This window comes from Shewanella sedimentimangrovi (assembly GCF_017354965.1).
GTDB classification, from domain to species: Bacteria; Pseudomonadota; Gammaproteobacteria; order Enterobacterales; family Shewanellaceae; genus Shewanella; species Shewanella cyperi.
Window position 1 is genome coordinate 1,243,436 of the sequence record NZ_CP071502.1, and the last position, 24,251, is coordinate 1,267,686.

General features: G+C 55.4%; 10 protein-coding genes. 5 read left to right on the forward strand and 5 right to left on the reverse strand.

What is annotated here, in order from left to right:
• Window positions 1–51: 51 nt before the first annotated feature.
• Window positions 52–1,608, reverse strand: a complete 1,557-nt coding sequence (locus JYB85_RS05305) for a GGDEF domain-containing protein (protein WP_207381355.1) — start codon at window positions 1,606–1,608, stop codon at window positions 52–54.
• 159 nt (window positions 1,609–1,767) lie between these two features.
• Entirely contained in the window at window positions 1,768–3,891 is a 2,124-nt protein-coding gene (locus JYB85_RS05310) for a tetratricopeptide repeat protein (RefSeq protein WP_207381356.1), read from the reverse strand.
• Window positions 3,892–4,283: 392 nt separating this feature from the next.
• Here JYB85_RS05310 and JYB85_RS05315 point away from each other — a divergent pair, with 392 nt between their 5' ends.
• Window positions 4,284–6,089, forward strand: coding sequence for a M61 family metallopeptidase (locus JYB85_RS05315; protein ID WP_207381357.1), 1,806 nt, complete (start codon window positions 4,284–4,286; stop codon window positions 6,087–6,089).
• A 172-nt stretch (window positions 6,090–6,261) separates the two neighbouring features.
• The gene (locus JYB85_RS05320; protein ID WP_207381358.1) at window positions 6,262–9,525 is read left to right on the forward strand and encodes a S41 family peptidase; all 3,264 of its coding nucleotides are present in this window, start codon (window positions 6,262–6,264) and stop codon (window positions 9,523–9,525) included.
• Window positions 9,526–9,659: 134 nt separating this feature from the next.
• Here the strand turns inward: JYB85_RS05320 and JYB85_RS05325 are convergent, their stop codons facing one another.
• Window positions 9,660–10,109 carry an OsmC family protein gene (locus JYB85_RS05325; protein ID WP_207381359.1) on the reverse strand — a complete coding sequence of 150 codons (450 nt, stop codon included), beginning with the start codon at window positions 10,107–10,109 and terminating at the stop codon, window positions 9,660–9,662.
• 279 nt (window positions 10,110–10,388) lie between these two features.
• Between JYB85_RS05325 and JYB85_RS05330 the strand changes: the two genes are divergently transcribed.
• Both JYB85_RS05330 and JYB85_RS05335 read left to right on the forward strand, forming a co-directional pair.
• A complete protein-coding gene (locus tag JYB85_RS05330) occupies window positions 10,389–11,954 on the forward strand; it encodes a S8 family serine peptidase (protein WP_207381360.1) in 1,566 nt (521 codons plus the stop codon).
• Between the two features lie 251 nt (window positions 11,955–12,205).
• Complete coding sequence (locus JYB85_RS05335) at window positions 12,206–13,786, forward strand: methyl-accepting chemotaxis protein (protein WP_207381361.1); 1,581 nt, start codon at window positions 12,206–12,208, stop codon at window positions 13,784–13,786.
• 55 nt (window positions 13,787–13,841) lie between these two features.
• On the opposite strand, the gene JYB85_RS05340 is transcribed toward JYB85_RS05335, so the two are convergent.
• The gene (locus JYB85_RS05340) at window positions 13,842–14,054 is read right to left on the reverse strand and encodes a hypothetical protein (RefSeq protein WP_207381362.1); all 213 of its coding nucleotides are present in this window, start codon (window positions 14,052–14,054) and stop codon (window positions 13,842–13,844) included.
• A 248-nt stretch (window positions 14,055–14,302) separates the two neighbouring features.
• Here JYB85_RS05340 and JYB85_RS05345 point away from each other — a divergent pair, with 248 nt between their 5' ends.
• Window positions 14,303–15,898, forward strand: a complete 1,596-nt coding sequence (locus tag JYB85_RS05345; RefSeq protein ID WP_207381363.1) for a M28 family metallopeptidase — start codon at window positions 14,303–14,305, stop codon at window positions 15,896–15,898.
• A gap of 116 nt (window positions 15,899–16,014) precedes the next feature.
• Here the strand turns inward: JYB85_RS05345 and JYB85_RS05350 are convergent, their stop codons facing one another.
• A complete protein-coding gene (locus tag JYB85_RS05350) occupies window positions 16,015–24,198 on the reverse strand; it encodes an Ig-like domain-containing protein (RefSeq protein ID WP_207381364.1) in 8,184 nt (2,727 codons plus the stop codon).
• Window positions 24,199–24,251 lie beyond the last annotated feature (53 nt).

A 24,251-nucleotide genomic window follows, 5' to 3' on the forward strand; every position in this document is an offset into this window, starting at 1 on the left:
CTCCTTGGCAGGACAGGAGTCGCATGGTGGGCCTGGGGCCCACCGGGAGGCTCAGATGTCGATAATGACTCTGTCTCTGCTCTGATGCTTGGCTTTGTAGAGGGCTGCGTCGGCACGCTCGAAAGTCTCGTTAATGAGCTCGTTTTCCATAATTTGCGCAGCGCCTATAGATACTGTAACTGTAATGCGCTGATTTTTAAATTTAAATGGAATATTTTTTACTTTTTCACGCACCCTGTTCAAAAGTTGCTCAATGTCGTTGGCGGACACGTCAGGGATCAGCATGACAAATTCTTCTCCGCCGTAACGGGCAACAAACTCAGTGTCCCGCAGCGAGTTTTTCAGCGCCATGGCGATGACCTGCAGTGTTTTGTCACCGGTGCTGTGGCCAAAGTTATCGTTGATGGACTTGAAATGATCTATGTCGGCCACCGCCACCCAAACCGGGTGTTTATTGCGCTGGAAGTTGCGGAATTCCAGCTCCATCCTTTCTTCCAAGGCGGTGCGGTTGGGGAGCTGGGTGAGGGGATCGAGCAGGTTGAGTTTCTGTTGCTCGAACAGACGCTCCTTATAGTTGCAGGCTTCTTCGCTGAGATCGTTCAGCTCCTTGCGCATGGTTTCCATGGACTTGCGCAGCAGTGCCTGTTCCCTTTGTTCGAGGGCCTCTTTTCGGGCGAGTACCGCACGCAAGCTGGCCAGGTGCTCGGTGATCTGGGCCTTGAGCTGACCTATATCGTCGGTATCCAATACCGCATCACCGACGCAGTCGACCCGATTGTCGATTTCCCGATTCAGCTGGTGTCTCAGCTGGTGGCTGCGCTGGGCATGGTTATAGGAGTCGCTGACCACCTCGCGCACCGCCGACAGGGCATCGTTAAGGGCATAGAGGAATTCCTGGGAGGCACTCTTTTCCCGGGCGATATTGTCCATCAGCAGTGACAATATGGTCTGGTAGGCATCGAGCAGATTTTCAACTTCAATTTCTGCCGCCAGCATTTCCTTGATCACCAGCACCTGATCGCGCTGATCCTTGCGGAAATCCAACTCGGCAATCATCTGCGCCAGCTCCTGGCCCAGCTGCCTGTGTTTGGGCAGCACGCTCAGCTTCTCGCCGGTCTCGAATTGCTGCGCCAATATGTCCTCATAGAAGCTGACCAACTGCTCCACCTTGGGAATGTAGTCCCAGACTGTGTGGAAGGGTTTGGCCAGTTCCTGTTTGAAGTATTTGACTTCACGCTTGAGCTTGTCGGGGGCTGAATCTACGCGCTGGATTTGCCGAATGACGCGGCTGAGACCGGCGCGGCTTTCTTCCAGTTTGCCCATCACATGGTGGTATTGGCCCTTGAGCAGGCGCTCAACCTCCACCAATTCCGGCAGGGCATCATCCAGGCGCTCGAAGGTGCTGAGGTTATGGCGCAGTTTGGCGAGTTTATTATCCAGCTCCAGGTTTTGGCCCTTACAGGCCAGACTCAAATTCCCGATGAATTGCAACAGGGTCTGCAGTTTCGCATTTCTGTCTTCATTGAGTTCATCCAGAGACACCTTGGCCGAGTGAAGCTTTTGCTTCAGCAAGGTGATCTGGGAAATCGTTGTATTTGAGTCCTTCATCCGGAGGTGATTCCTGCCACAAAGCCCATGAAATGGGTGGTTTTACCGTACGACATTGCTGCAATCTTGCCCGTTAATGGTATAGCAATCCAAGGAGAGTGCAACTGGCTTACGGCTCCCCCGGATGCAGAACTGATTGACCGCTCACAATTTGTTGCTTTATTCCGTGGCCGCGGCACCGGGCCAGCAAATCGCCTCCCGGTCGCCGTTGGTTTCAACTCTCACCAGTCCGCGGCTGAGGGCTTTTTCCACATGCAAATACAGGGGGGCGGAGAAAATCGCGGCCGGGGCGAAGTCCAATGCCCGCAGGCTGACGAAAATGCTCTGCTTGCTGTCGAGACTGAGACTGCCGGCGAGGGCCATCTGCAGGGTTTCGAACAGCACCTGGGGCGTAAGGCGGATTTCCTTGTTGGCCATCAAGGGCAATCTTATCAGTCCCAGTCGCAGTTCCTTGAGGCCGAGTTGGCTTTCCAGGCTATCGATCAGCTGCTGAGGTTGTTCCACATCCTGATGACAACACAGCAGGAAGGTGCCCGGGCGCACCAGAAACACACGGCAATCCAAGGCTTGCTCCAGGCTTTGCTGTTGCTGCTGGCTTAGCTGGATATACCTGTGCAGACCCAATTCCAGATCCGGTTGTCGCTTGCCCCACAGGGACAGCAAAACCAAGGACTGCACGTTTGAGGCAGGCTGTGACAGATAGTCGATAAAGCCGCGATACCCAGGCAGTTCGGTCAGGGCGTCCTGGGGCATTTGCTGCTGCAGGCGCTTGAGACGGCGCTTATCCAGACGACGGCTGCGGGCGAGGAAATACAGGGCTATGAGGGATACCAGACTCAGGGCGATGAACGCGAACACCTGACTGGTACGGTTCTCCAGCGCCTTGGTCATATCCTGCATCTGCCCCTGTTGCAGCGCCAAATCCAGCTTGAGCTTCTGCTCGGTCAATACCGAACCGGACTGTTCTGTCTCCTCAGGCCCGGCTGGATTTTGCTTGAGCAGGCTGATAATCCGCGCCTGATCTGCCATGGCAGCAGTGGCATCATTCATGGCCTGCTCGGCACGGACTTTTTGTTCCAGCGCTTCGATTTGCACCTCGGGCAAGCTTTGTTCCACGGCCAGGGCGATGGCTTTGTCGGCATGGGCCACACACTCCTGCCATAAGGTTTGCCCACAGTTGGCCTGGGCCAGCAGTTGTTCGTTGTAGACCAGGTAATGATTGAGCTTGCGCTCGGCCAGCATAGTGTTGGCCTTGCCCAAATACTCCAGGGCCTGGGCAAACTGATTCAGATTGATATAGGCCTCGCCGAGATTGTGGAAGTTGCGCGCCAGGGCAATGTTATTGCCGGCACGGATATCCACCTGCTGGGCGTTGAGGTAATAGTCTATGGCCTTGTTCCACTCCTTGGCATTGGCATGGATCATGGCTATCACGGTAAAGCTGATGGACAGTTGGGCATCGAAACCCAGGGCGGTAAAGCCTTCGACCGCGTCGTGGGCATATTGCAATGCTTCAGTGGTCTGATCCAGGTCCCGGTACACACGGGCCAATTGCAACTGCAGACTGGCTCTTTGCAATGGATAGTCGTCACGATTGCTGAGTCGATAGGCCTCGTTGTAATGCTGCAACGCCTTGGTCAGCTGTTGTTTGGAAACGTAATATTTGCCCATCTCAGACTCGGCGAGGGCAATCAGGAAGTTATTGCGCAGCTGATAGGCCAGCTCCCGCAATCGCTGCAAGCTGACCAGTGCCGGTACATCCTGGTGCAGCATCAGGTGCAGGCTGCCCAGCTGTTCATGAATAGTGAATTTAAGCAGTATGCCGGGTAAATCGTCCATATCCTGGGTGGCGTTGAGTGCCAGTTCCAACTGGAGTATGGCGTCCTGATACTTGTGCTGATGGCGCCCCAGCTCCCGTCCCTTGAGCATCAGCAACATGGCCTTGTCGTAGGGGGTGAATGCGCCAATATCCAGAACCTTGAGCAGTCGATTGGCATCCGCCTTGTTGTTGGCATTGCCCATGTTGGGTTCGAGGTTAACCCGGGTCAGGCGCTGCAACAGATGGGTGTATTGTTCAGGGGTATATCCCTGTTGACGGGCATTGGCCTCGTATTCATCCCGGGAGCCCACGACTTCCGGCAGCGGCACTGTGGTGGATAGCTTGTTAAACAGGACCTTGGGGTCATTCCTCAGGTCCACTTCTTCAAGGATTAAATCCTGGGCCGGCAACCCCAGGGGGGCCAGCATCAACAGCCCAATTACAAATTTAAAAAACAAGCGCATAGGGATCCCATTTTGGGCTATTTATCTATTTTGTTAGCTTTTGTAAGTCGGGGTGAGTCAAGCTTGGGCACTTGTTATACTCGATCCCCTTTAAGGGCTTGTTGAAGTTTCAGGGTTATTTTTGCAGCAGCCCGGCCGGTTTTTATGCAAGGCGGTGCGAAGTGCAGTGTAGCTATTCTACATAAACGAGCACTAACGCAGCAAAAAGACCGGCCAGGCGCTGCCCTTCGGGTTCGTCTGGCGGCGACCTGCACTTTGTCACTCATCGCTTATTTAGAATAACTAAACTTCGCTCCTCGTTTCGCGTTCAGTACGCCGCCAGAGCGAACAAAATTTAATCTCGAAACGTCAACAAGCCCTATAAAAATAATCATAACCAGAAGGACATTAGAGTGAAAGCTAAGTTACTGTCATTTTTACCCCTTGGGTTGCTGCTGGCCGGGCAGGCCCATGCCGTGATCAGCTACAGCATTGACCTCAGTGCCCCCGAGCACCATTTGGCCAGGGTTGAGGCCCACTTTCCTGCGGTGGATGACAAGGACTTCAAAGTGAACCTGCCCGTATGGCGCACTGGCAGATACCAACAACTGCCGCTGGCGGACGGGGTGCGCCTGTTCAAGGCCAGGGACAGCGACGGCAAGCTATTGCCCTGGCAACGCACAGCCAGCGGCGAGTGGCAAATCAGTGTTGCTTCGCCAACGGATGTCACCGTCAGCTATCAGCTTTATGCCAATGAACTGGAGCTGCGGGTGCGTCACATAGATGCCAGCCATGCCTTCCTCGATGCCAGTGGGGTGTTTGTCTATAACCCAGAGCGCCGGGATGAACCGCTGACGGTAAACCTCCAGGTGCCACAGGGGTGGCAAAGTTATTCGGGTATGGCCGGCGGTGGCGCTGCCCACAGTTTTGCCGCCGCCAATTACGATGTGCTGGTGGACTCGCCCATAGAGACGGGGTTAAGTCAGCAACGCAGCTTCAGCGTCGATGGCCGCGACTATGAGTTGGTAGTCTGGGGTGAGGGCAACTATTCACTGGATACCATGGTTGCGGATCTTGAGGCGCTGGCCACCCAGGCCAAGGTGATCTGGGACGAGGTACCCTTCAAGCGTTACGTTTATATGGTGCATGCCACCTCGGGGGCGGGTGGTGCCACCGAGCACATTAATTCCACCATTATCCAGCTGCCGAGGTTCATGTTCCGCGAGCGGGCCGATTACCTGAAGTTCATCACCACAGCCTCCCACGAATTCATTCACACCTGGAACGTCAAGGCATACAGACCCAGCGGCCTGGTGCCCTATGATTATCAGCGGGAGAATATGTCAGATCTGCTGTGGATGGCCGAAGGTTCCACCAGTTATTTCCAGGCCCAGTTATTGCTGCGTGCCAAGGTGATGACGCCAAAGGAGTTCCTTGAGGATCTGGCAAAACGGATAGATACCCATCTCAATACGCCGGGACGGCAGCAGCAGTCGGTGGCGGAGGCCAGCCTGAACGAGTGGGTGGCCCAGGGCGGCGACTATGCCATCAATCACAGCGTCAACATCTACTCCGAAGGCTTTTTGGCCTCCCTGGCGCTGGACTTCAGCCTGCTGCAGGACAGCAAACTCAAGCACTCCTACCGCGATGTGCACCGCCGCCTGTACCGGGATTTCGCCCTGCCCAAATCCTATGGCAGCGAGGATGTTCAGGCCATACTTGGTGCGCTTTCCGGAAAAGATTACGGCCCCTGGTGGCAGCAGCACATTCAGTCACCCCTGGCGCTTAATTTTGATGAGCTGCTCGCAAGAGCGGGCCTCAGGCTGTCCTATGGTAAGGAGTCCAAGTTCAAGCCCAAGGCGGGGATGACGGTAAGCGGCAACAGCCTGGTGCTGGAAAGCGTGCAGCGCGGCTCCGCAGCCTGGCAGGCGGGGCTGGTTGCCGGTGATGAACTGCTGGCCATCAATGATCTCAAGCTGGTGCCCGGGACCCTGGACAAACGCCTTGGGGACTTCAAGCCCGGTGACAGTATCAAGGTCAGCTTCTTCCATGCCGACGCACTGCAACAGCGGACCCTGACACTGGAGCAAATGCCCGACGGCAAGGCCGAAGTGGTGGCCGTGGACAAGCCCAGTAAGGAGCAAAAGGCCTTCTTCAAGGCCTGGGCCGGTATCGATTGGTCCTTTGATGCCAATGGCGATTTGCCTGCCAAGCCTTAGCCTTTCACCGCTTGAAAAGCCCGGTTTGTACCGGGCTTTTTTGTGTGTTTGTGCCGACGACACATTTGCTAAAACTTCTTTTGTCACTTTTTTCCTCGGGAAGCTGACGCCGACGCCGGCCTTTGGTAACGTCCGGAATTCACAAAAGAACAACAATGAGGTTGAGCCCCCCATGAAACTGCGTCTCTCGGTCGCCAGCTGCCTTTTGGCACTGGGCTATTCCCTGTCTGCGCCGGCCACGGAGTCCCTTGGCTATTACCGCTATCCCGATCTTGCCGGCGACACACTGGTGTTTACCGCCGAAGGCGATATCTGGCGCACCACTTTGGGTGAGGCGACCGCAGCACGCTTGACCAGCCAGGAAGCCGAGGAGTCCTCGCCAAGGATTTCGCCCGATGGCAAGCAGCTGGCGTTTGTGGCCAATTACGAGGGGGCCAGCGAGGTCTATGTGATGCCCCTTGCCGGTGGCTTGGCCAAACGGGTCAGCTTCGAGAACAGCCGGGTACGGCTGCAGGGGTGGACGCCGGATGGCAAGGTGCTCTATTCCACCGATGCCGGTTTCGGTCCCGCCAACTACTGGATGCTGCGTAGCGTCGATCCCCAAAGCCTGCAAACCACTGATTTGCCTTTGGCCGACGCCATTGAAGGCGCCATGGATGCCAAGGGTGAGTACCTGTACTTCGTGCGCTTTGGTCTGCAAGCCACGGGTGACAATGCCAAGGTGTACCGCGGCGGTGCCCGCGGCGAGCTGTGGCGCTATCAAGTGGGCAGTAAGCAGGAGGCGGTAAAACTGCTCAATGGCCATCAGGGCTCGGTGCGTCAACCCATGGTGTGGCAGGACAGACTCTATTTCATCAGCGACAGCGACGGCAATGACAATCTCTGGTCGGTCAAAACCGATGGCAGCGATTTGCGCCAGCACAGTCATTACAGCGACTGGCAGATCCGTGCTGCCCGCATGGACAAGGGCACTGTGGTGTTCCAGATGGGCGCCGATATCCGCACCCTCAATCTGGCCAGTGGCGAGGAAAAACTACTGACCCCGTCACTGTTGTCGGACTTTGGCCAGCGCCGTGAACATTGGGTCAGCAACCCCATGGACTATGCCACCGACATCAGTCTGGCGCCCCAGGGCAACAGGGCGGTGATCACCGCCCGCAGTCAGGTGGCCATTGCCGCTACCGATGGCTCGCGCCTGGTGCAGGTCAACCTCCCCGGCGACAGCCGGATCCGCAATGCCTTGCTCAGCCTGGATGGCAAGTGGGTGTATGGTATCAGTGATGCCTCCGGCGAGCAGGAACTGTGGCGCTTCCCGGCCGATGGCAGCGCCGGCGCAGAGCAGTTGACCAAAGACGCCAAGGCCATGCGCATGAGCCTGGTCCAGTCCCCCGATGGCCGTTACCTGGCCCACGACGACTATGACGGCAACCTCTGGCTCTATGACAGCAAAAAGGGCAGCAACAGCAAAATCATCACCAATGGCGAGGGCCTGGGCCCCTATGCGGATATTGTCTGGTCACCGGACAGCCGCTTTATTGCCGTGACCAAGGCCGAAATGGGCAAACCCCGACCCCAAATCCAGCTCTACAGCCTGGAGGATGGCCACAGTGCCTTTGTCACCAGCGACAAGTACGAGTCCTGGTCACCGGCCTTCAGCCCCGACGGTCACTGGCTGTATTTCCTCTCCAACCGCGAGTTCAATGCCACCCCGACTTCGCCCTGGGGCGATCGCAACATGGGACCGGTATTTGACCGTCGCAGCGGCATTTATGCCCTGGCCCTGGATAAACAGGCCCGTTTCCCGTTCCAGCGTCCGGACGAATTGAACTCGGTGGCCACAGAGCCCAAGCAAGATAAGGAAGACAAGGAAGTCAGGCTCAAGCCAGAATGGGACGGCTTGGCACAGCGTTTGTGGCAGGTGCCGGTTGCCAGCGGTAATTACGGCTCCCTCAATGTCGCTGCCGACCGTTTGTATCTGCTCGATGGTGACATGGAAGGCCAAAATACCGCGCTGAAACTCATCAAGTTTGATGCGCTCTCTCCCAAGCTCGACAGCTTTGCCGAAGGTATCGACAGCTACAGCCTGTCACAGGACGGCAAGAAGCTGTTGCTGGGCAAGCAGGGTGGTAAGGAGCTGCTGATAGTGGATGCCGGCGATAAATTGCCGGGGGATCTGGCCAACAGCCAGGTGCAGCTGGGGCAGTGGCAACTGGCCATAGATCCGGCGGCCGAATGGCAACAAATGTTTGAAGATGCCTGGTTGATGCACAGGGATTCTTTTTTTGACAAAAAGATGCGTGGTCTTGACTGGAACGCCATCAAGGCCAAGTACCAGCCCTTAGTCAGCCGGGTAACCGACAGAAATGAACTCAACGATATCTTCAGTCAAATGATGGGTGAGTTGAATGCACTGCACTCCCAGGTCCGTGGCGGCGATTTGCCCAAGGATGAGCATGCGCCCAAGGCTGCCGGCCTCGGTGCCCGTCTGGTGCAAACCGATAAAGGGGTGAAGATAGAACGTATCTTCCGCACCGATCCCGAGCTGCCATCGGCGGCCGCACCCCTGGCCCGTCCCGGTGTCGATGCCAGGGAAGGGGATCTGCTCCTGGCGGTCAATGGTCGCAGGGTGTCCAATTTGGCCGACGTCACCGCCATGCTGCGCAATCAGGCCGACCGCCAGGTACTGCTGGAGCTGGGCCGGGGCAAGTCCAGCCATAAAACCGTGGTACAACCCGTGGCCATAAATCAGGAAGCCGGACTGAGATATCAGGACTGGGTGGGGCACAATGCCGAGCGGGTCAAGGAGGCCGGCAAGGGTGATTTTGGCTACCTGCACCTGTACGCCATGGGCGATAAGGACATTGCCAGTTTTGCCCGCGAGTTCTATGCCAATTACGACAAACAGGGTTTGATCATCGATGTGCGCCGTAACCGCGGTGGCAATATCGACAGCTGGATCATCGAGAAGCTGCTGCGCAAGGCCTGGGCATTCTGGCAGCCGACCCACGGCACAGCCAATGCCAATATGCAGCAAACCTTCCGCGGCCACCTGGTGGTGCTGACGGATCAGCTGACCTATTCGGATGGTGAAACCTTCTCCGCCGGTATCAAGGCCCTGGGCTTGGCGCCACTGATCGGTAAGCAGACCGCCGGTGCCGGTGTTTGGCTCTCGGGCCGCAACTCTCTGGCTGATCAGGGGATGGCGCGGGTCGCCGAGTACCCCCAATATGCCATCGATGGTCGCTGGATATTGGAAGGCCGCGGTGTGAGCCCGGACATTGAGGTGGACAACCTGCCGCTGACTACCTTTATGGGGAAAGATGCCCAGTTGGAACGGGCCATCGATTATCTGAAACAACGTCAGGCGCAAGCCCCGGTATCAGAGCTTAAGGCTGCTCCCATGGCATCCCAGGGGGAAGCCCAAGACGTGAAATGAGGTTTAGGGCGTTACCGGCAGTGGTTCCCAAGCCGGTAGCGCCCATTTTCTGCAGCCACCTAAGGGGGGGGGGAAGGCAGTATTTTCACTCCGCAGGCCAGCAATCTGTTGGCGAAAAACCGGTTCCCATACCGTCAAGTCACTTGAGGCAGGATTTCCACTTCGCAAGCCAAAGTGTTGGCAATGAAACAGTTTGCATGGGCCTTCTCGTGCATCTTGGCCAATACTTCCTCGCTGACCTCCACTCCGGGTTTAAAACTCACCTTGGGCCGCAGCTGCATATGGGTGATGGCTTGTTTGCCGTCAGCCCTTTTACCCAATTCGGCACTGGCCTCATCCTCGTAACTTGCCACGGGCAGGCGTTTGAGATGCGCTATGGCCAGGAATGTCAGCATGTGACAGGACGACAGCGCAGCCAGCAGGCTTTCCTCCGGGTTGACCTTGTCGGCGCTGCCCTTGTATTCCGGGGCCGAGGAGGCCGCCAACTGCTGACCCGTGCCAAACTGAATTTGATGATCGCGACTGAAGTCTCCTTCAGCCAGATCAGCAGCGGCTTGCCATTGCACCTTGATATGAAAACTCACAAACATCTCTCCTTGTTATATTGCTTATTGGCTAACTCCGCAGCTTACCGCGCAGCATGGATTACAAACAGAGAATAATCCGGGATTTACGACTTTCAGATGAATTTTTTTCCGTCGGTTTGGCGGTAAACACTTGTCTTCCCGGGTCGACATGAGTATAAAGAATGCTGTTTGTAACTTAATTGTTACAAATGTAAACAAAAAATAAATAAGAATACGTCTGGGATGGCAAGCACAATGCCGCAGAAGACGCACAGAATGACAACGAAGGAGAAATCAATGCACGCATTATTGAAGCCCTCGGCTGCCGCAGTCACTCTCGCCCTGAGTAGCCTGACCCTGGGAATGCACGCCAACGCCACCGAGCAAGAGCGGGTTATCGTCAAGTTCAAGGAAGGCAAAGGCCCCAGTGTTATGGCCCAACTGCACGCCCAAGGCGGCAAGATGGAACTGGACTTAAGTCGTCATGGTGCCGCTGCCTTTACTCTGCCGGCCCAGGCAATCAAAGGTTTGGCCAACAATCCCAACGTGGAATATGTTGAAGCCGACGTGAAACGTTTCCCCATGGCTCAGGTTGTGCCTTACGGTATTCCCATGGTGCAGGCCGATCAGCTGAGCGACAGCGCCGCGTCCAATATGACGGTTTGTATCATAGACTCGGGTTACGAGCTGGCACACGAAGACCTGTCCGGCAATCAGGTGACAGGCACCAATGATGCCGGCACCGGCAACTGGTTCACCGATGAAAACCATCACGGTACCCACGTGGCCGGCACCATAGCCGCCATGAACAACAATGTGGGCGTGGTAGGGGTTAACCCCAATGGTCAGCTGAACCTGCATATCATCAAGGTATTTAATGCCGACGGTTGGGGTTATTCCTCATCCCTGGTGTCCGCCATGGACCGCTGTGAAGACGCCGGTGCCAAGGTGGTGAACATGAGTTTGGGTGGCTCACTCAAGAGCCGCACCGAAGACAGCGCATTTGCTGCCGCCGAAAGCCGCGGCGTGCTGAGCATTGCCGCCGCCGGTAACGACGGCAATACCCGTCACTCTTACCCAGCGTCATATAACTCAGTGGTGTCTGTGGCAGCCATCGACAGCAACAAGGTCGTGGCCGACTTCTCCCAGAAAACCAGCCAGGTGGAACTGTCGGGTCCAGGTGTAGGGGTTCTGTCCTCTGTACCTACAGGTACCGCCCTGGTGGCCAGCACCCAGGTTGCCGGCAGCGCCTATGAGTCCATCGGCATGGAAGGCTCGCCCACCGGCAGCGCCAGTGGCATGTTGGCCGATTGCGGCACAGGTGAAAGCACCTGTAACGCCAATGGCCAGGTGTGTCTCATTCAGCGTGGGGTGATTTCCTTTGCCGAGAAGGTCCAGGCCTGTGAGGCCGGTGGCGGTGTGGCTGCCATCATTTATAACAACGTCGCCGGTGCCCTTAACGGTACTCTGGGTGGCGTTGCGACCGGTATCCCCTCGGTGGGTGTGAGCGATGTCGACGGTGCTGCCATGTTGGCCGCCGTTGGCAGCAACGCCAGTGTGGCCATTGGGGCTGGCAACTATGCCTACTTCGATGGTACCTCAATGGCGACACCACACGTGGCCGGTGTCGCGGCCCTGGTGTGGAGCCATCACCCACAATGTAGCAACGTTCAAATCCGTAACGTGTTGCGTGCCACCGCCGAAGATCTGGGCGTAGCCGGCCGTGATGACTCTTACGGTTACGGCCTGGTGCAGGCCAAAGACGCTGTGGACTATATCACCGCCAATGGCTGTGATGGTGCTTCCGGCGGCTCTGGAGGCGGTACCGGTGGCTGTAAAGGCAAGAACTGCAAGGCGCAGTAACCCAACCCGTGAATCTCTGTGATTGGAGAAACCAAAACGCCGCGTCAGCGGCGTTTTTTTTGCTTCCAAAAAGCGAATATCTCTGGCTGTGCGCCTTTCCTACCATCTATCCGCTGTTTGAGAGTGGGATCTTGGTCAAGAACCCTGTTTAAAGCTGCATTCAGTATGGCTATTATTGCGCCAAATCAAAAAAAGCATTTCTGACGTCTGTCAATATTTTGGCATTCATTCCGCAACCCCTTGATAGTGAAATGCGAAATAACCAACCGGTCAATCAGCAGGAAGTCAAACTCACGGATGAGGATATTCTATTATCCATAACGGATCTCAAGGGACGGATCCGCTATGCCAACCCGGATTTCAATCGTATCTGCGGCTTCAACTCTGAGGAACTGCTTGGACAGCCACACAATATTATCCGTCATCCGGATATGCCGGAGGCGGCCTTTGCCATGCTGTGGGACAGGTTGAAACAGGGGCGACCCTGGATGGGCATAGTCAAAAACCGCTGCAAGAATGGCGGCTTCTACTGGGTCAATGCCTATGTTTCTCCGGTATTCAAGGATGGCCGGGTGGTTGAGTTGCAGTCGGTGCGGCGCCGGGCGGATGACGAGCAACAGCGTCGGGCCACAGAGCTCTATGCTCAGCTCAGGACCGGTGCCCAACCCAAGGCGATACGCGATCAACGCCCCGGATTCATGGCCAGATTGCAGTGGTTTATGTTGTTGATGCTTTGCCTGACGGCGGGGGCATTCTGGCTGTCTCCCTATCTGTTGCCCCTGTGTGCCCTGTTGGGCTGGGGTGGGCTTAAGCTGTTGTTGGCGCCCTTTGCCCAACTGAACCAAAGTGCCAAAGCCATCATCCATGATCCTGTTGCCCGCCATATCTACACCCAGAAGCGGGACGAGATAGGCAATATCCGCCTGGCGATGGAGTTCATTACAGCCGAAACCACCAGTGTTGCCGGCCGTATGGCCGATGCGGCAAGCTCCCTGGCCAATGACAGTGATGTGTTGCTCCACTCTATTCAGCAGGCCTCGTCCCGCGCCAATGGCCAGAGCCAGGAAACCACCCAAGCCGCCGCGGCGGTAGAGGAATTGACCGCCAGCTTCACCGAGGTCAGTCAGCAGATACAGCGAGTGGCCAGGGATGTGGACAGCAGCAAGCAGGCGGTGCAACAGGGCCATACCCAGCTTGAGACTGTGATCCAATCCATTGAGGGGCTGAACCTTGAGGTGGGCAATTTTGCTTCTGTGGTTGCCGAAATCGAACAGGACAGCATTGCCATCAACGAGGTGCTGGAGGTTATAAGCGGCATTGCCGAGCAAACCAATTTGCTGGCGCTCAATGCCGCCATAGAAGCCGCCCGGGCCGGTGAATCGGGTCGCGGCTTTGCCGTGGTGGCCGATGAGGTGCGTAATCTGTCCGGTCGCACCGGGGAGTCCACCGGCCAGATAGAAACCATAGTGCGCAAGTTCCAGCACAGTACCGCCAGGGCAGCCCAGACCCTGAGGGCCGGCCAGGCCAAGGCCAATGAGGCCGTATCCCAGGTGCAAGGGGTTGAGGCGGTGTTCGGCGGTTTTGTGCATACCATGGGGCAAATCAACGCCATGACAGAGCAAAGTGCGATTGCCATGGGGGAGCAGAGTCTGGCGGCGACAGAGATAAGCAACGCCTTACAGGCCATCAGCGAACTGGCGGCAGAGGGCTATGGTCAATCCCAGGTTGATGAAGCGCGGGGTGAAAGCATGTATTCCCTCGCCCGTGAAAGCCGACACCTGTCACAGCAGTTTTGGCAGCAATGCATGCAGCGGAATCAGCAAAGCACCTGATTATAAAAGAGATAACAAAAGCGCCAACATAGTTGGCGCTTTTGCAAAATTTATATCAGGAACATTTCTTCGTTTTCAAGTTCGAACCTGTTTTATAGGCACCCTTACAGAGATTGTTTCTTGGCTTACTTGGTGTGTTTTCAGTGGATGCCGCTTCAACTTTTTCCTCATCTAATTGTGCGGTTTCCATTGTGCTGCAACCGGTAAGCATGCCTAACATTATTGCCAAACCCAAGGCAGCGAGAGCTGTTTGCCGCTTATGTTTCATTCTTATGTCTTCCTTTACGTTAAAGCGTTCAAGCTATCTGGTGTGGTAGTAATCAACAATAGGTTTATGGTTGGAAGAATGTATGATTCAAATAGTAGTTAAGTATTATTTTGATATATGTGTTGTATAAATTTTAGCTTGATAGATGCTGGTTCTTTTGTGTTTTTATTCTTTTATATCAATTGCATAAACTATGTCTTAGTATCATCGGATTTATACTTGCTGCTATACCACAAGGATATTGATAATTGAAATTCCTGATTCATGCCTCTTTATTGACCGGCTTGGTCGCCCTGTCCGGCCCGGCCTTGGCTGCCGAACCCTTTACACTCGACAATGACGCCTACCGTCGCCATGTGCAAGCCCTGGCCAGTGATGAATTTGAGGGCAGGGCGCCCCTGTCTCACGGTGAGCAGCTGACCCTGGATTACCTGCAGCAGGAATTCAAACGTCTTGGACTGGCGCCGGCCTTTGGCGACAGTTTTCTGCAAAGCGTGCCAATGGCCAAGATCACTGCCGATCAGTCCATGGGTCTTAAGGTGGGCGAACTGAACTTTGCCAATGGCACCGACTTTACCGCCCGGACCCAGCAAGTGGTGCCGAGGGTGGAGCTCAAGGACAGCGAACTGGTGTTTGCCGGTTACGGCATCAAGGCACCGGAATATGGCTGGGATGACTATGCCGGTCTGGATGTCAAAGGTAAGACCGTGATAGTGCTGGTAAACGACCCCGGATTTGCCACCCAGGATCCCAAGGTGTTCAAGGGCAATGCCATGACCTACTATGGCCGCTGGACCTACAAGTACGAAGAGGGGGCCCGCCAGGGAGCCAAGGCGGTGTTTATTGTCCATGAGGATGCACCGGCCGCCTATGGCTGGGGAGTGGTGAAAAACTCCAACACCAATACCAAGTTCACCCTGGTAGACCAGGACAACAACCAAAGCCAGATAGGGGTGATGGGCTGGTTGCAGTATGCTGCCGCCAGGCAAATTCTGGCCGGGGCAGGGCTGGACCTGGAGGCGCTAAAAAAAGAGGCTCTCAAACCCGGATTCAAGGCCCGCAACCTTGGTCTCAAGGCCAATCTGGTGCTGAATAACCAGATAGAGCGGGCCGAATCCCACAACGTAGCCGCCATACTCAAGGGCAGCGAGCGCCCCGATGAGGCTTTGGTGATGCACGGCCATTGGGATCATCTTGGCGTTGCCGAAGAAGCGGGTAAAAAAGAGATACTCAACGGCGCGGTCGACAACGCCAGTGGCGTCGCCGGGGTGCTGGAGCTGGCCCGTTATTTCAAGGAGCTTGAAGGCGCCGACAGGCCCAAGCGCAGCATCATCTTCAGCGCCTTTACCGCCGAGGAAACCGGCCTCATCGGTGCCCAGTATTTTGCCGAGCACCCACCGGTGCCGACGGCGCAGCTGGTGTCCTTCCTCAATATCGATGGCATGAACATGGACAAGGGCGTGGACTACATACTGCGCTACGGTGACGGGGTGTCCGAGCTGGAGTCTTACCTCAGTGATGCCGCCAAGGCCCAGGGCCGCTGGGTCAAACCCGATCCCCGGGCCCAAAACGGCCTGATGTTCCGTTCGGATCACTTTGCCCTGGCCCAGCAGGGCGTGCCCGGTTTGCTGTTTATGAGCCTGGGGGACACGGATCCCGATTACATAGCCCACAAGTATCACAAGGGGGCGGATGATTACGATCCAGCCTGGTCACTGGAGGGCGTGTCCCAGGACCTGAGCCTTATCAGCAGCATTTTGAACCGTCTTGCCAATAACAACGACTGGCCCAAGTGGCTGGAAGCGTCGGACTTCAAGAAACGCCGGGCTCAAGACGGTCGCTGACCCTAAGCTTGAGCCACCAGGCTTCTTGAATAAGGCAAATAAAAAGAGCGGCTTGGCCGCTCTTTTTATTTTTGGCGCTGTGTTGCCCAGCGCGGTTTACGTTGTCAAAACATGGTTTAGGCTGCCCGGCGACGTGTGCACAGTGCCATACCCAGCAGCAACAGCGACCAAGGCGGCACTGAACCACCGTGGCTTTTCGGCGCCGGGGTATCGGGCTCAGTGACCGGCGTCAGGTTGACGGTCACAATTACCTGACCCTGTGCGCTGCCACCAAAACCATCGCTGACCTGATAGCTGATCATCGCCTCACCGCTGAAGCCGCTGCTTGGGGTGTAGCGCAGGGTATTATCGGCGAGCAGCTCTACAGTGCCATTATCAACGCTGGCGCCGATGACGCTTAAGCTGTCACCATCTGGGTCTGTGTCGTTGGCCAGCACGTCAATCACCAGCACCTGGCTATCCAGAATGGCTGCGCTATCCGCTTGTGCCACCGGCAGTTGGTTCTGACTCAGCACACTGATGACGCCCGGATCTTCAATCACGCCGTTGGCAGTGCCATCTGCATCGTTGGGGCCGCCGTCCTGCAGCAGCAGTTGCACGCATTGATAGCCTGCCACCAGGCCGGGCTCAAAACTGTCGGCACCGACTTGCGGGCACTCGCCGTCAGCAAGCGGTGCCGAGCTGATGCTGTTGTTGGCGTCTTCAACAAAGTCATACCAGCCTTGTTGCGGTGTGTACTTACGATACACAGCATCCTCGGGCAGCGCAGTGCCCCGTGGCATGGGGAATACCACGGCAACCGATTGCCCCGCCTGGAAGGTGCCGCTCAGGGTGAAGTCGAGCACGGCCGCCATCTGGCTAAAGTGGCTGTCGTTGCTGTCAGCGGCGCCGCTGTCATTCGCCACAGCCTCTGCCAGGTCGTCCATGGTCATGCCGGCGCCGCTGCCGGTGATGATGGCGCTGGTGATGTTGCCAAGCGCCAACTGCACGCCGGCCGTGGTTTGCATTGGCTCTGTGCTACTATTTACCGGCAAACGGCTGCCATCCACATCGTTATCCAGATAATCGGCGATACCGTCACCATCACTGTCGCCGTAACCTTCCTGGCTGTCGACAATGCCGTCGCCGTCTGTGTCTGCCTCGCTGCTCAGCTGCGGCAGCGACTCGACGGTGAAGCGAATGCGGCGGCTGCTACTGAGCGGCGCAGGGGTATTGGTTTCCGTCACTGTGACGTCCACGGCGTAGCGGCCACTGCTCAACTCGCTGGGATCAAAGGTCATGCTCAGGCCATCTTCGGCAATGCTGCCACCAAACGCTTGCTCCACCACCTGCCAGCTGACGCTATGGCTGTCATTGACGTTAACATCGCTTACCTGCAGCCGTATTTCTACCTGACCGGAAAGCGGATCCAGTAAGCGTGTGGCAACGCCCTGCTGCAACACCTTGGCGCTGAAGGTGGGGGCCTGATTTTGCTCGGTTAACTGCAATTGTGCCTGACCGTCCTCGCCAACAAAGGCATGGCTCACGCTGTCTATCTTGAGTGTCAGCTCGCGACCCAAGGTCAGCCCGGTTGGGACAGACACCGGCAATTCACCCTGTGTCCCCTGGTCTATGGTCGCTGTGGCGCTGTTCACTTCCTGGCCATCGACCAGCAGTGAGTAGTTCAGTTCTACCGGATACACGGGGGCTTCGCCGGTTAATTGCAGTGGCAGCAGATACTCGCCACCGGCTTCAACCGTCATGCTCCGGGCCAGCTTAAGCTGCGGCAGAATATGCACGCTCAGTGTCGTGGTGGCGGTATTGCCTGAGCTGTCGGTCGCACCAAGCTCAAGCTCATGGGCGCCGCTTGCCAGCTCACTGCTGCCATTAAGTGCTGCGGTGATATCACCGTCCACCAGATCGCTGGCGCTGATATCCAGCAGCGTGCTGATATCGGTCAGGCGGCCTGTAGCGTTAACCACCAAGGTGTCCAGCATATCAAACACAGGTGCAGTGGTATCGACTATGGTTACCAACTGCTCGGCAGTGGCCTGATTACCGGCCCCGTCGGTTGCGGTCCAGGTAATCAGGTGCTCGCCCCGCTCCAGCTCTGCAGCCAGATCCGAGCTAATGGTCAGCACTGTGCTGATGTTATCGGTCACCTGTGGCTCTGGCAGGGTTACTGCTGTCATAGGCCCCGTGGCTTCAAAGGTCAGTGGCGCCAGCTCGGCAAACACCGGCTTTTGGGTATCGCCAATGCTGGGGTCCAGCGGCGCCGCGTCATCTTCATCATTGATACCGTCGTTGTCATCGTCCGGATCGGCATTGTTGCCTATGCCGTCACCGTCTGTATCGACAGACTCGGTGGCATCGAGCGGGAAGGTGTCGTCGCTGTCCACTACACCGTCGTTGTCGTCATCGCTGTCGGCATTGTTGCCAAGGCCATCGAGGTCGGTGTCGACAGACTCAGCAGCGTCCAGCGGGAAGGTGTCTTCTGTGTCCAGCACACCGTCATTGTCATCGTCGCTGTCGGCATTGTTACCAATGCCGTCACCGTCGGTATCGACAGACTCGCTGGCATCGAGCGGGAAGGCATCCTCGCTGTCGAGCACGCCGTCGTTGTCATCGTCGCTATCGGCATTGTTGCCTATACCGTCACCGTCTGTGTCGACAGACTCAGCAGCGTCCAGCGGGAAGGCATCGTCACTGTCGACTACGCCATCGTTGTCGTCATCTGTGTCGGCATTGTTGCCTATGCCGTCGGCATCAGTGTCGACAGACTCAGTCGCGTCCAGCGGGAAGGCGTCTTCTGTGTCCAGCATGCCGTCGTTGTCATCGTCGCTGTCGGCATTGTTGCCTGTGCCATCGAGGTCGGTGTCGACAGATTCGGTCGCATCCAGCGGGAAGGCATCGTCGCTGTCCACTACGCCGTCGTTGTCATCGTCGATATCGGCATTGTTGCCAATGCCGTCGAGGTCGGTATCGGCAGACTCAGCCGCATCCAGCGGGAAGGCATCGTCGCTGTCCAACACACCGTCGTTGTCGTCATCCAAATCGGCGTTGTTACCTATGCCATCGGAGTCTGTATCGACAGACTCAGTGGCATCCAGTGGGAAGGCATCTTCGCTGTCCGCTACGCCGTCGTTGTCGTCATCCAAATCGGCATTGTTGCCTATGCCATCGGAGTCTGTGTCGACAGACTCGCTGGCATCGAGCGGGAAGGCATCTTCTGTGTCCAACACACCGTCGTTATCGTCGTCGCTGTCAGCATTGTTGCCTATACCGTCGGAGTCTGTATCGACAGACTCGGTCGCATCCAGCGGGAAGGCGTCCTCTGCGTCCAGCACGCCGTCGTTGTCGTCATCCAAATCGACATTGTTGCCTATGCCGTCGGCGTCGGTATCGACAGACTCAGCAGCATCCAGCGGGAAGGCATCGTTGCTGTCGAGCACACCGTCGTTGTCGTCATCCAAATCCGCATTGTTGCCTATGCCGTCGAGGTCGGTATCGACACTTTCTGCCGCATCCAGCGGGAAGGCATCCTCTGTGTCCACTACGCCGTCGTTGTCATCATCGCTGTCGGCATTGTTACCTATGCCATCGGAGTCTGTATCGACAGACTCGCTGGCGTCAAAGGGGAAGGCATCGACTATATCCAACACGCCGTCGTTATCATCGTCGGTATCCAAGTTATTGCCTATGCCGTCGAGATCCGAGTCCAACCACTCGCTGGCATCCAGAGGGAACATATCGCTGCTATCGGCAACACCATCTCCATCGTCGTCGCTGTCGGCATTGTTGCCTATGCCGTCGCTATCTGTGTCAACAGATTCGCCGGCATCCAGCGGGAAGGCATCGGCGCTGTCCGGCACATTATCGTTGTCATCATCCAAATCGGCATTGTTGCCTATGCCATCGAGATCCGTATCCAACCATTCGGCGGCATTAAAGGGGAAGGCATCGGCCACGTCCGCAACACCGTCGTTGTCGTCGTCCGGATCGGCGTTGTTACCTATGCCGTCGAGATCTGCATCCAGCCACTCGCTGGCATCCAGCGGGAAGGCATCGGCGGCATCCAACACACCATCGTTGTCATCGTCGCTATCGGCATTGTTGCCTATACCGTCCTTGTCGGTGTCGACAGATTCGCTGGCATCCAGCGGGAAAGTGTCTTCGCTGTCCGGGACATTGTCGTTGTCATCATCCGTATCGGCATTATTGCCAATGCCATCGGCATCGGTATCCAGCCACTCGGCAGCATCCAATGGGAAGGCATCTTCGCTGTCCAACACGCCGTCGTTATCGTCGTCGTTGTCGCTGTTATTACCTATACCATCTGAGTCGGTATCCAAGGTCTCGTTGGCATCATTGGGGAAAGCATCGCTGTTATCACCGACACCATCGCTGTCGCTGTCGGTGGTTTCCGTTGCATCGTTGGGGAAGGCATCAGAGCTGTCGACGACACCGTCACCGTCAAAGTCACCAGCATACACATATTCGATGGCACCTATATCCATCTTCGGATAGAGTGGCCCGCCCAGTTCTTCCGGGTTATCAGGATTGTATGCCCCCATTACACGGTTATTACCCAGCAAGTCGACTGCGCCTGCCGGAAGTTCACCTGTCTCACCGGCATCGATATTGGCGCTGCCCGGCACAGGTCTGTAGTCGCCATACTCTGGATCGGCCAATTCAACATAGCCAGTAGAGGTAACGCCACACTCGCTATCTTCTACCCAGCTGGCGGTTTGTTGCACCCAGGTTGCTACATTACACAGGGTTGAGCCATTAGCGCCTTTTAACAACAAGCTATTACGCAACTGGGCTTTACCTGTGCCAACCACAGACAGAGCGCCGCTTTCACTGTTGTAAAGGGTGCTGGAGAACAGCGAAATCTGGCCGTCGTCCGTGATCAGTGCCGGATCGGAGCCACTAACATTAGCCACCAGACTGTTTTCTAGATAAAGCTCAACACTGCGGCCGCTAATAACCGGTGCTGTCATATTTTCAATCAGCACATGCTCCAACAACAGAAATGAACTGGAATACATATGCACGGCGCTGGCCTTATTATAGGTACCAAGCTCAGCATCAAAGTTTGTATAAGCGTCGGCATCAACACCCTGACTAAAACCGTTACGCAAGGTTAAGCCGACTAAATGTGGGAATTGGCTTTTGAGCATCCTGTCGGCTATGGCAACCGCAAAAATAGCTGTCTTATTTTGCCCGTCCAGCACAACAGCTTTATTACCATCTATCTTCATGCCTTTGCCAATCACTAACGGCGATTCAAGCATTATGGTCATAGGGCCGTTGAAGCTGATGACATTCAGATCGGCTCCGGGCTCACTGGCACATAAATCGATTAATGCCTGGCGTAAGGTGCCCGGGCCACTATCGGCATTGCTGGTTACAGTGATTTGGCTTGCAGTACAAGCTTGATAAGGGTTGTCATCGATGCGCGCCCAATTGAGCACCACGTCATTTTCATCGACCAGGGTTTGTAGAGCATCTGTACCATCAATTTGGTAGAAAAAGTCGACTACGCCATCGTTATCGCGGTCTTCATCATAAATATCAGCAATACCGTCGCCATCGAAGTCAGGCAGGTCACCGTACACTGTTGGATGCGGATCAACGCCATCCAGGGTGCCGTCGCCGTCACTGTCAGGGTTTAATGCATCTGAACCGGCAACAATTTCATCGGCATCACTTAAACCGTCATTGTCATCGTCGAGATCGGCATTGTTGCCAATGCCATCATGGTCGGTATCCAGATATTCGCTGGCATCTTTGGGAAACCTGTCTTCCCAATCCGCATAGCCATCATTGTCGTCATCTGTGTCCCAATCATCTGCGATGCCGTCGCTATCGGTATCCAATTGCATTTTTACGCCAACAGAGCACTCGGTTGGGCCTGCCTGTGTGTGGGTACGTGGCGTGACGCAAAAACGAATAACAGTACCGGCAGCAACACTTTTCTGAAAGGTTATGTCATTCTCACCGACATAGTCGACCCAGGTGTCAGACAGTGCATACTGCCACTGGTACAGACTTTGATATTCCAAACCGTCATAGATGTTGCTATTCGGCGCAACGTAAGTGTACTGTCCAATTAACCCGGAACCGGCGATAGGCTCGGCGTACTGCGGTTTAATTTTTACATTGGTTGCGAACGGTATTTGCCCAACTTTAATCCATTTACCGCAGCGTTGGCTGTTTCTGAATGTCATGCACATGGTGACAAAGGTATTGGCATCATCGGCGGTGGCCTGATAGCCAAATTGATTGCTCGCAACCACCACAGCATCACTGACTTGCCCGGTTGCCGAACGCAGCCAGACAAAATCTGTGGCGTCAATTGAGTACGGAATATTGGCAAACAGATAGTCGCCGGGGCGCATATTTTGGCCGACTTTATCAACATGTGGGTGGGTCGTCTGAGGGCTATACCAGGGCGGGCTATTCAATATCCGGTCAGCCAGCAGGGTTGGAACTTTAATATCAAGGCCCCAAACGTCAGTGTAACCCCCCGTATCTATCCCAGGTAATGGCCCATCGCAGGTGCCGCAAAAGAATTCACTGGCACTGGCTTCAACATTAATGCCAAAAAACTGCCAGGTCTCGGCATAGCTTTCCAGCAGCCCTTTGGTTTCGTTGTAACTTGGAGACTTTGGCGACAGCGGCGTCCGCATGGTTGAACCTCCCAGATTCAGATAATCCAGGGTTTGTTTGGCAGCCCAATCTTCAGGCGTCAGCCGCTCATAAAATTCAACGTGATCTCTGCGATTGTTGTCTTGTACCGCCAGTAAAAACTGGCTATTGCTTGAACTTGGATGGGTGTTGCCGGAAAAGTTTGAGCCGGGTTCGAGATCGAACCAGTTCATACTGGCGGTCCATTCGATTGGTTTGTCTTCAATAATGGTATTGCCTGGTGCGTAATCGACACAGGCAGTGTTCATACTGTCGAACACACAGGTGTTGTAGTGATAGGTAGCGAACCAGTGCCAATGGTCATCACTACCTATGATGACATCATTCCAGCCGCGGTCAGCGACAAAATTGGGGAACATCTTAGCCAAGGTGCCGACGATTGGGCGCTGATCAACATCGCTGACCGGATTCATCATTTCCTGCGCAATTACCGGCTCCCAATCCCATTCCTTTTCTGAGTAGAAGGTGCGCTCCATTTGCAGCGGGTCGAAATTGGAATCCATATAGGGCAAGCGTGGCGTGTTAAACACACCACGGCTCATCGCATCCACCGGCATCGACAAATACGCACAAAAATTTTGTACATCGTCATCTTCAGCGCAGGCAGCGCGGTTTAATAACGGTGTTGCGGCAGCACTGTGCGGGAAAAACTGAAAATTTGATTGTGGAACAGTTAGATAGCTGCCACCTCGGATATTGGTATTAGTGTCTTTAACCAGTTTAAAGGTATTGGCAATACTGCTGATATTACCCAGCACCATAAAACCGACACGGCCGGCATAAACCGTATCACTATTAGCCTGCTCTACAGCAGTCTCCTGCATCAGCCGTAAGGTGATGCTGTCAAAATTGCCCACGCCTTCTGTCACAGTCGCGCCCTGATATACCGCCATATCGTTTAACTGGCGAAAGCCACTGCTTTTATAAAGCATCGGCCGCTGTAACTGCGCCACTGTTACCGCAGTTTCAAAGCTGGCGCCCAGGGCAATGGTTTGACCGCTGAAGCCGGTGTGCTTCACTTCAGCACTTGAGATCAGCAACATGCGGCCATCGGCCAGGCGGTGCCAGCCTTCTTCTGCAATCAGGTAATGCACCTTGGCACCGGCTAAGTCAGCGTTAAAACCAGTCGCCTGATTCACATCGAATAAAAACTGATTACCGGCCGTAATCGGCGCCGTCGGTACTATGCTGACGCCGTTATTCAGATTTGGATCTTCCAGGCTAACAAACACTACCGGACGATAAAAAATACGGTTAGTCCACAGGTCGGCAATCTGGTTATTGGCACCAATGGTTAAAGTGCCGGATTCGGCCGGAATACCGAGTAGCGCCGGTGCACCGTTAAACTGTACTCCAACCGCGTCTACAGTTGAGGAGCCCGCGCCATCACTGGTGGTAAAAGCCCATTTGCCATTGGCTTGTGTAACAAAGCCCGATAAGGTCGGATGTACTGGCTGAAAAAACACCAGATTATCGGCATCATTCACAAAACCCTTGTCGCTGGCAGTGTCATCGACGATGGTCACTTTTTTCGTCAGGCTGGCTGCAAACAGGCTTTGTGCCGGGCACAAGCCGATCAACAGAATCCAAATTAACCAACGCATCATGCTGTATTTCCCCGCATAGAATTTTCTACCCTGCAGTAAAACAGGTAAATGTG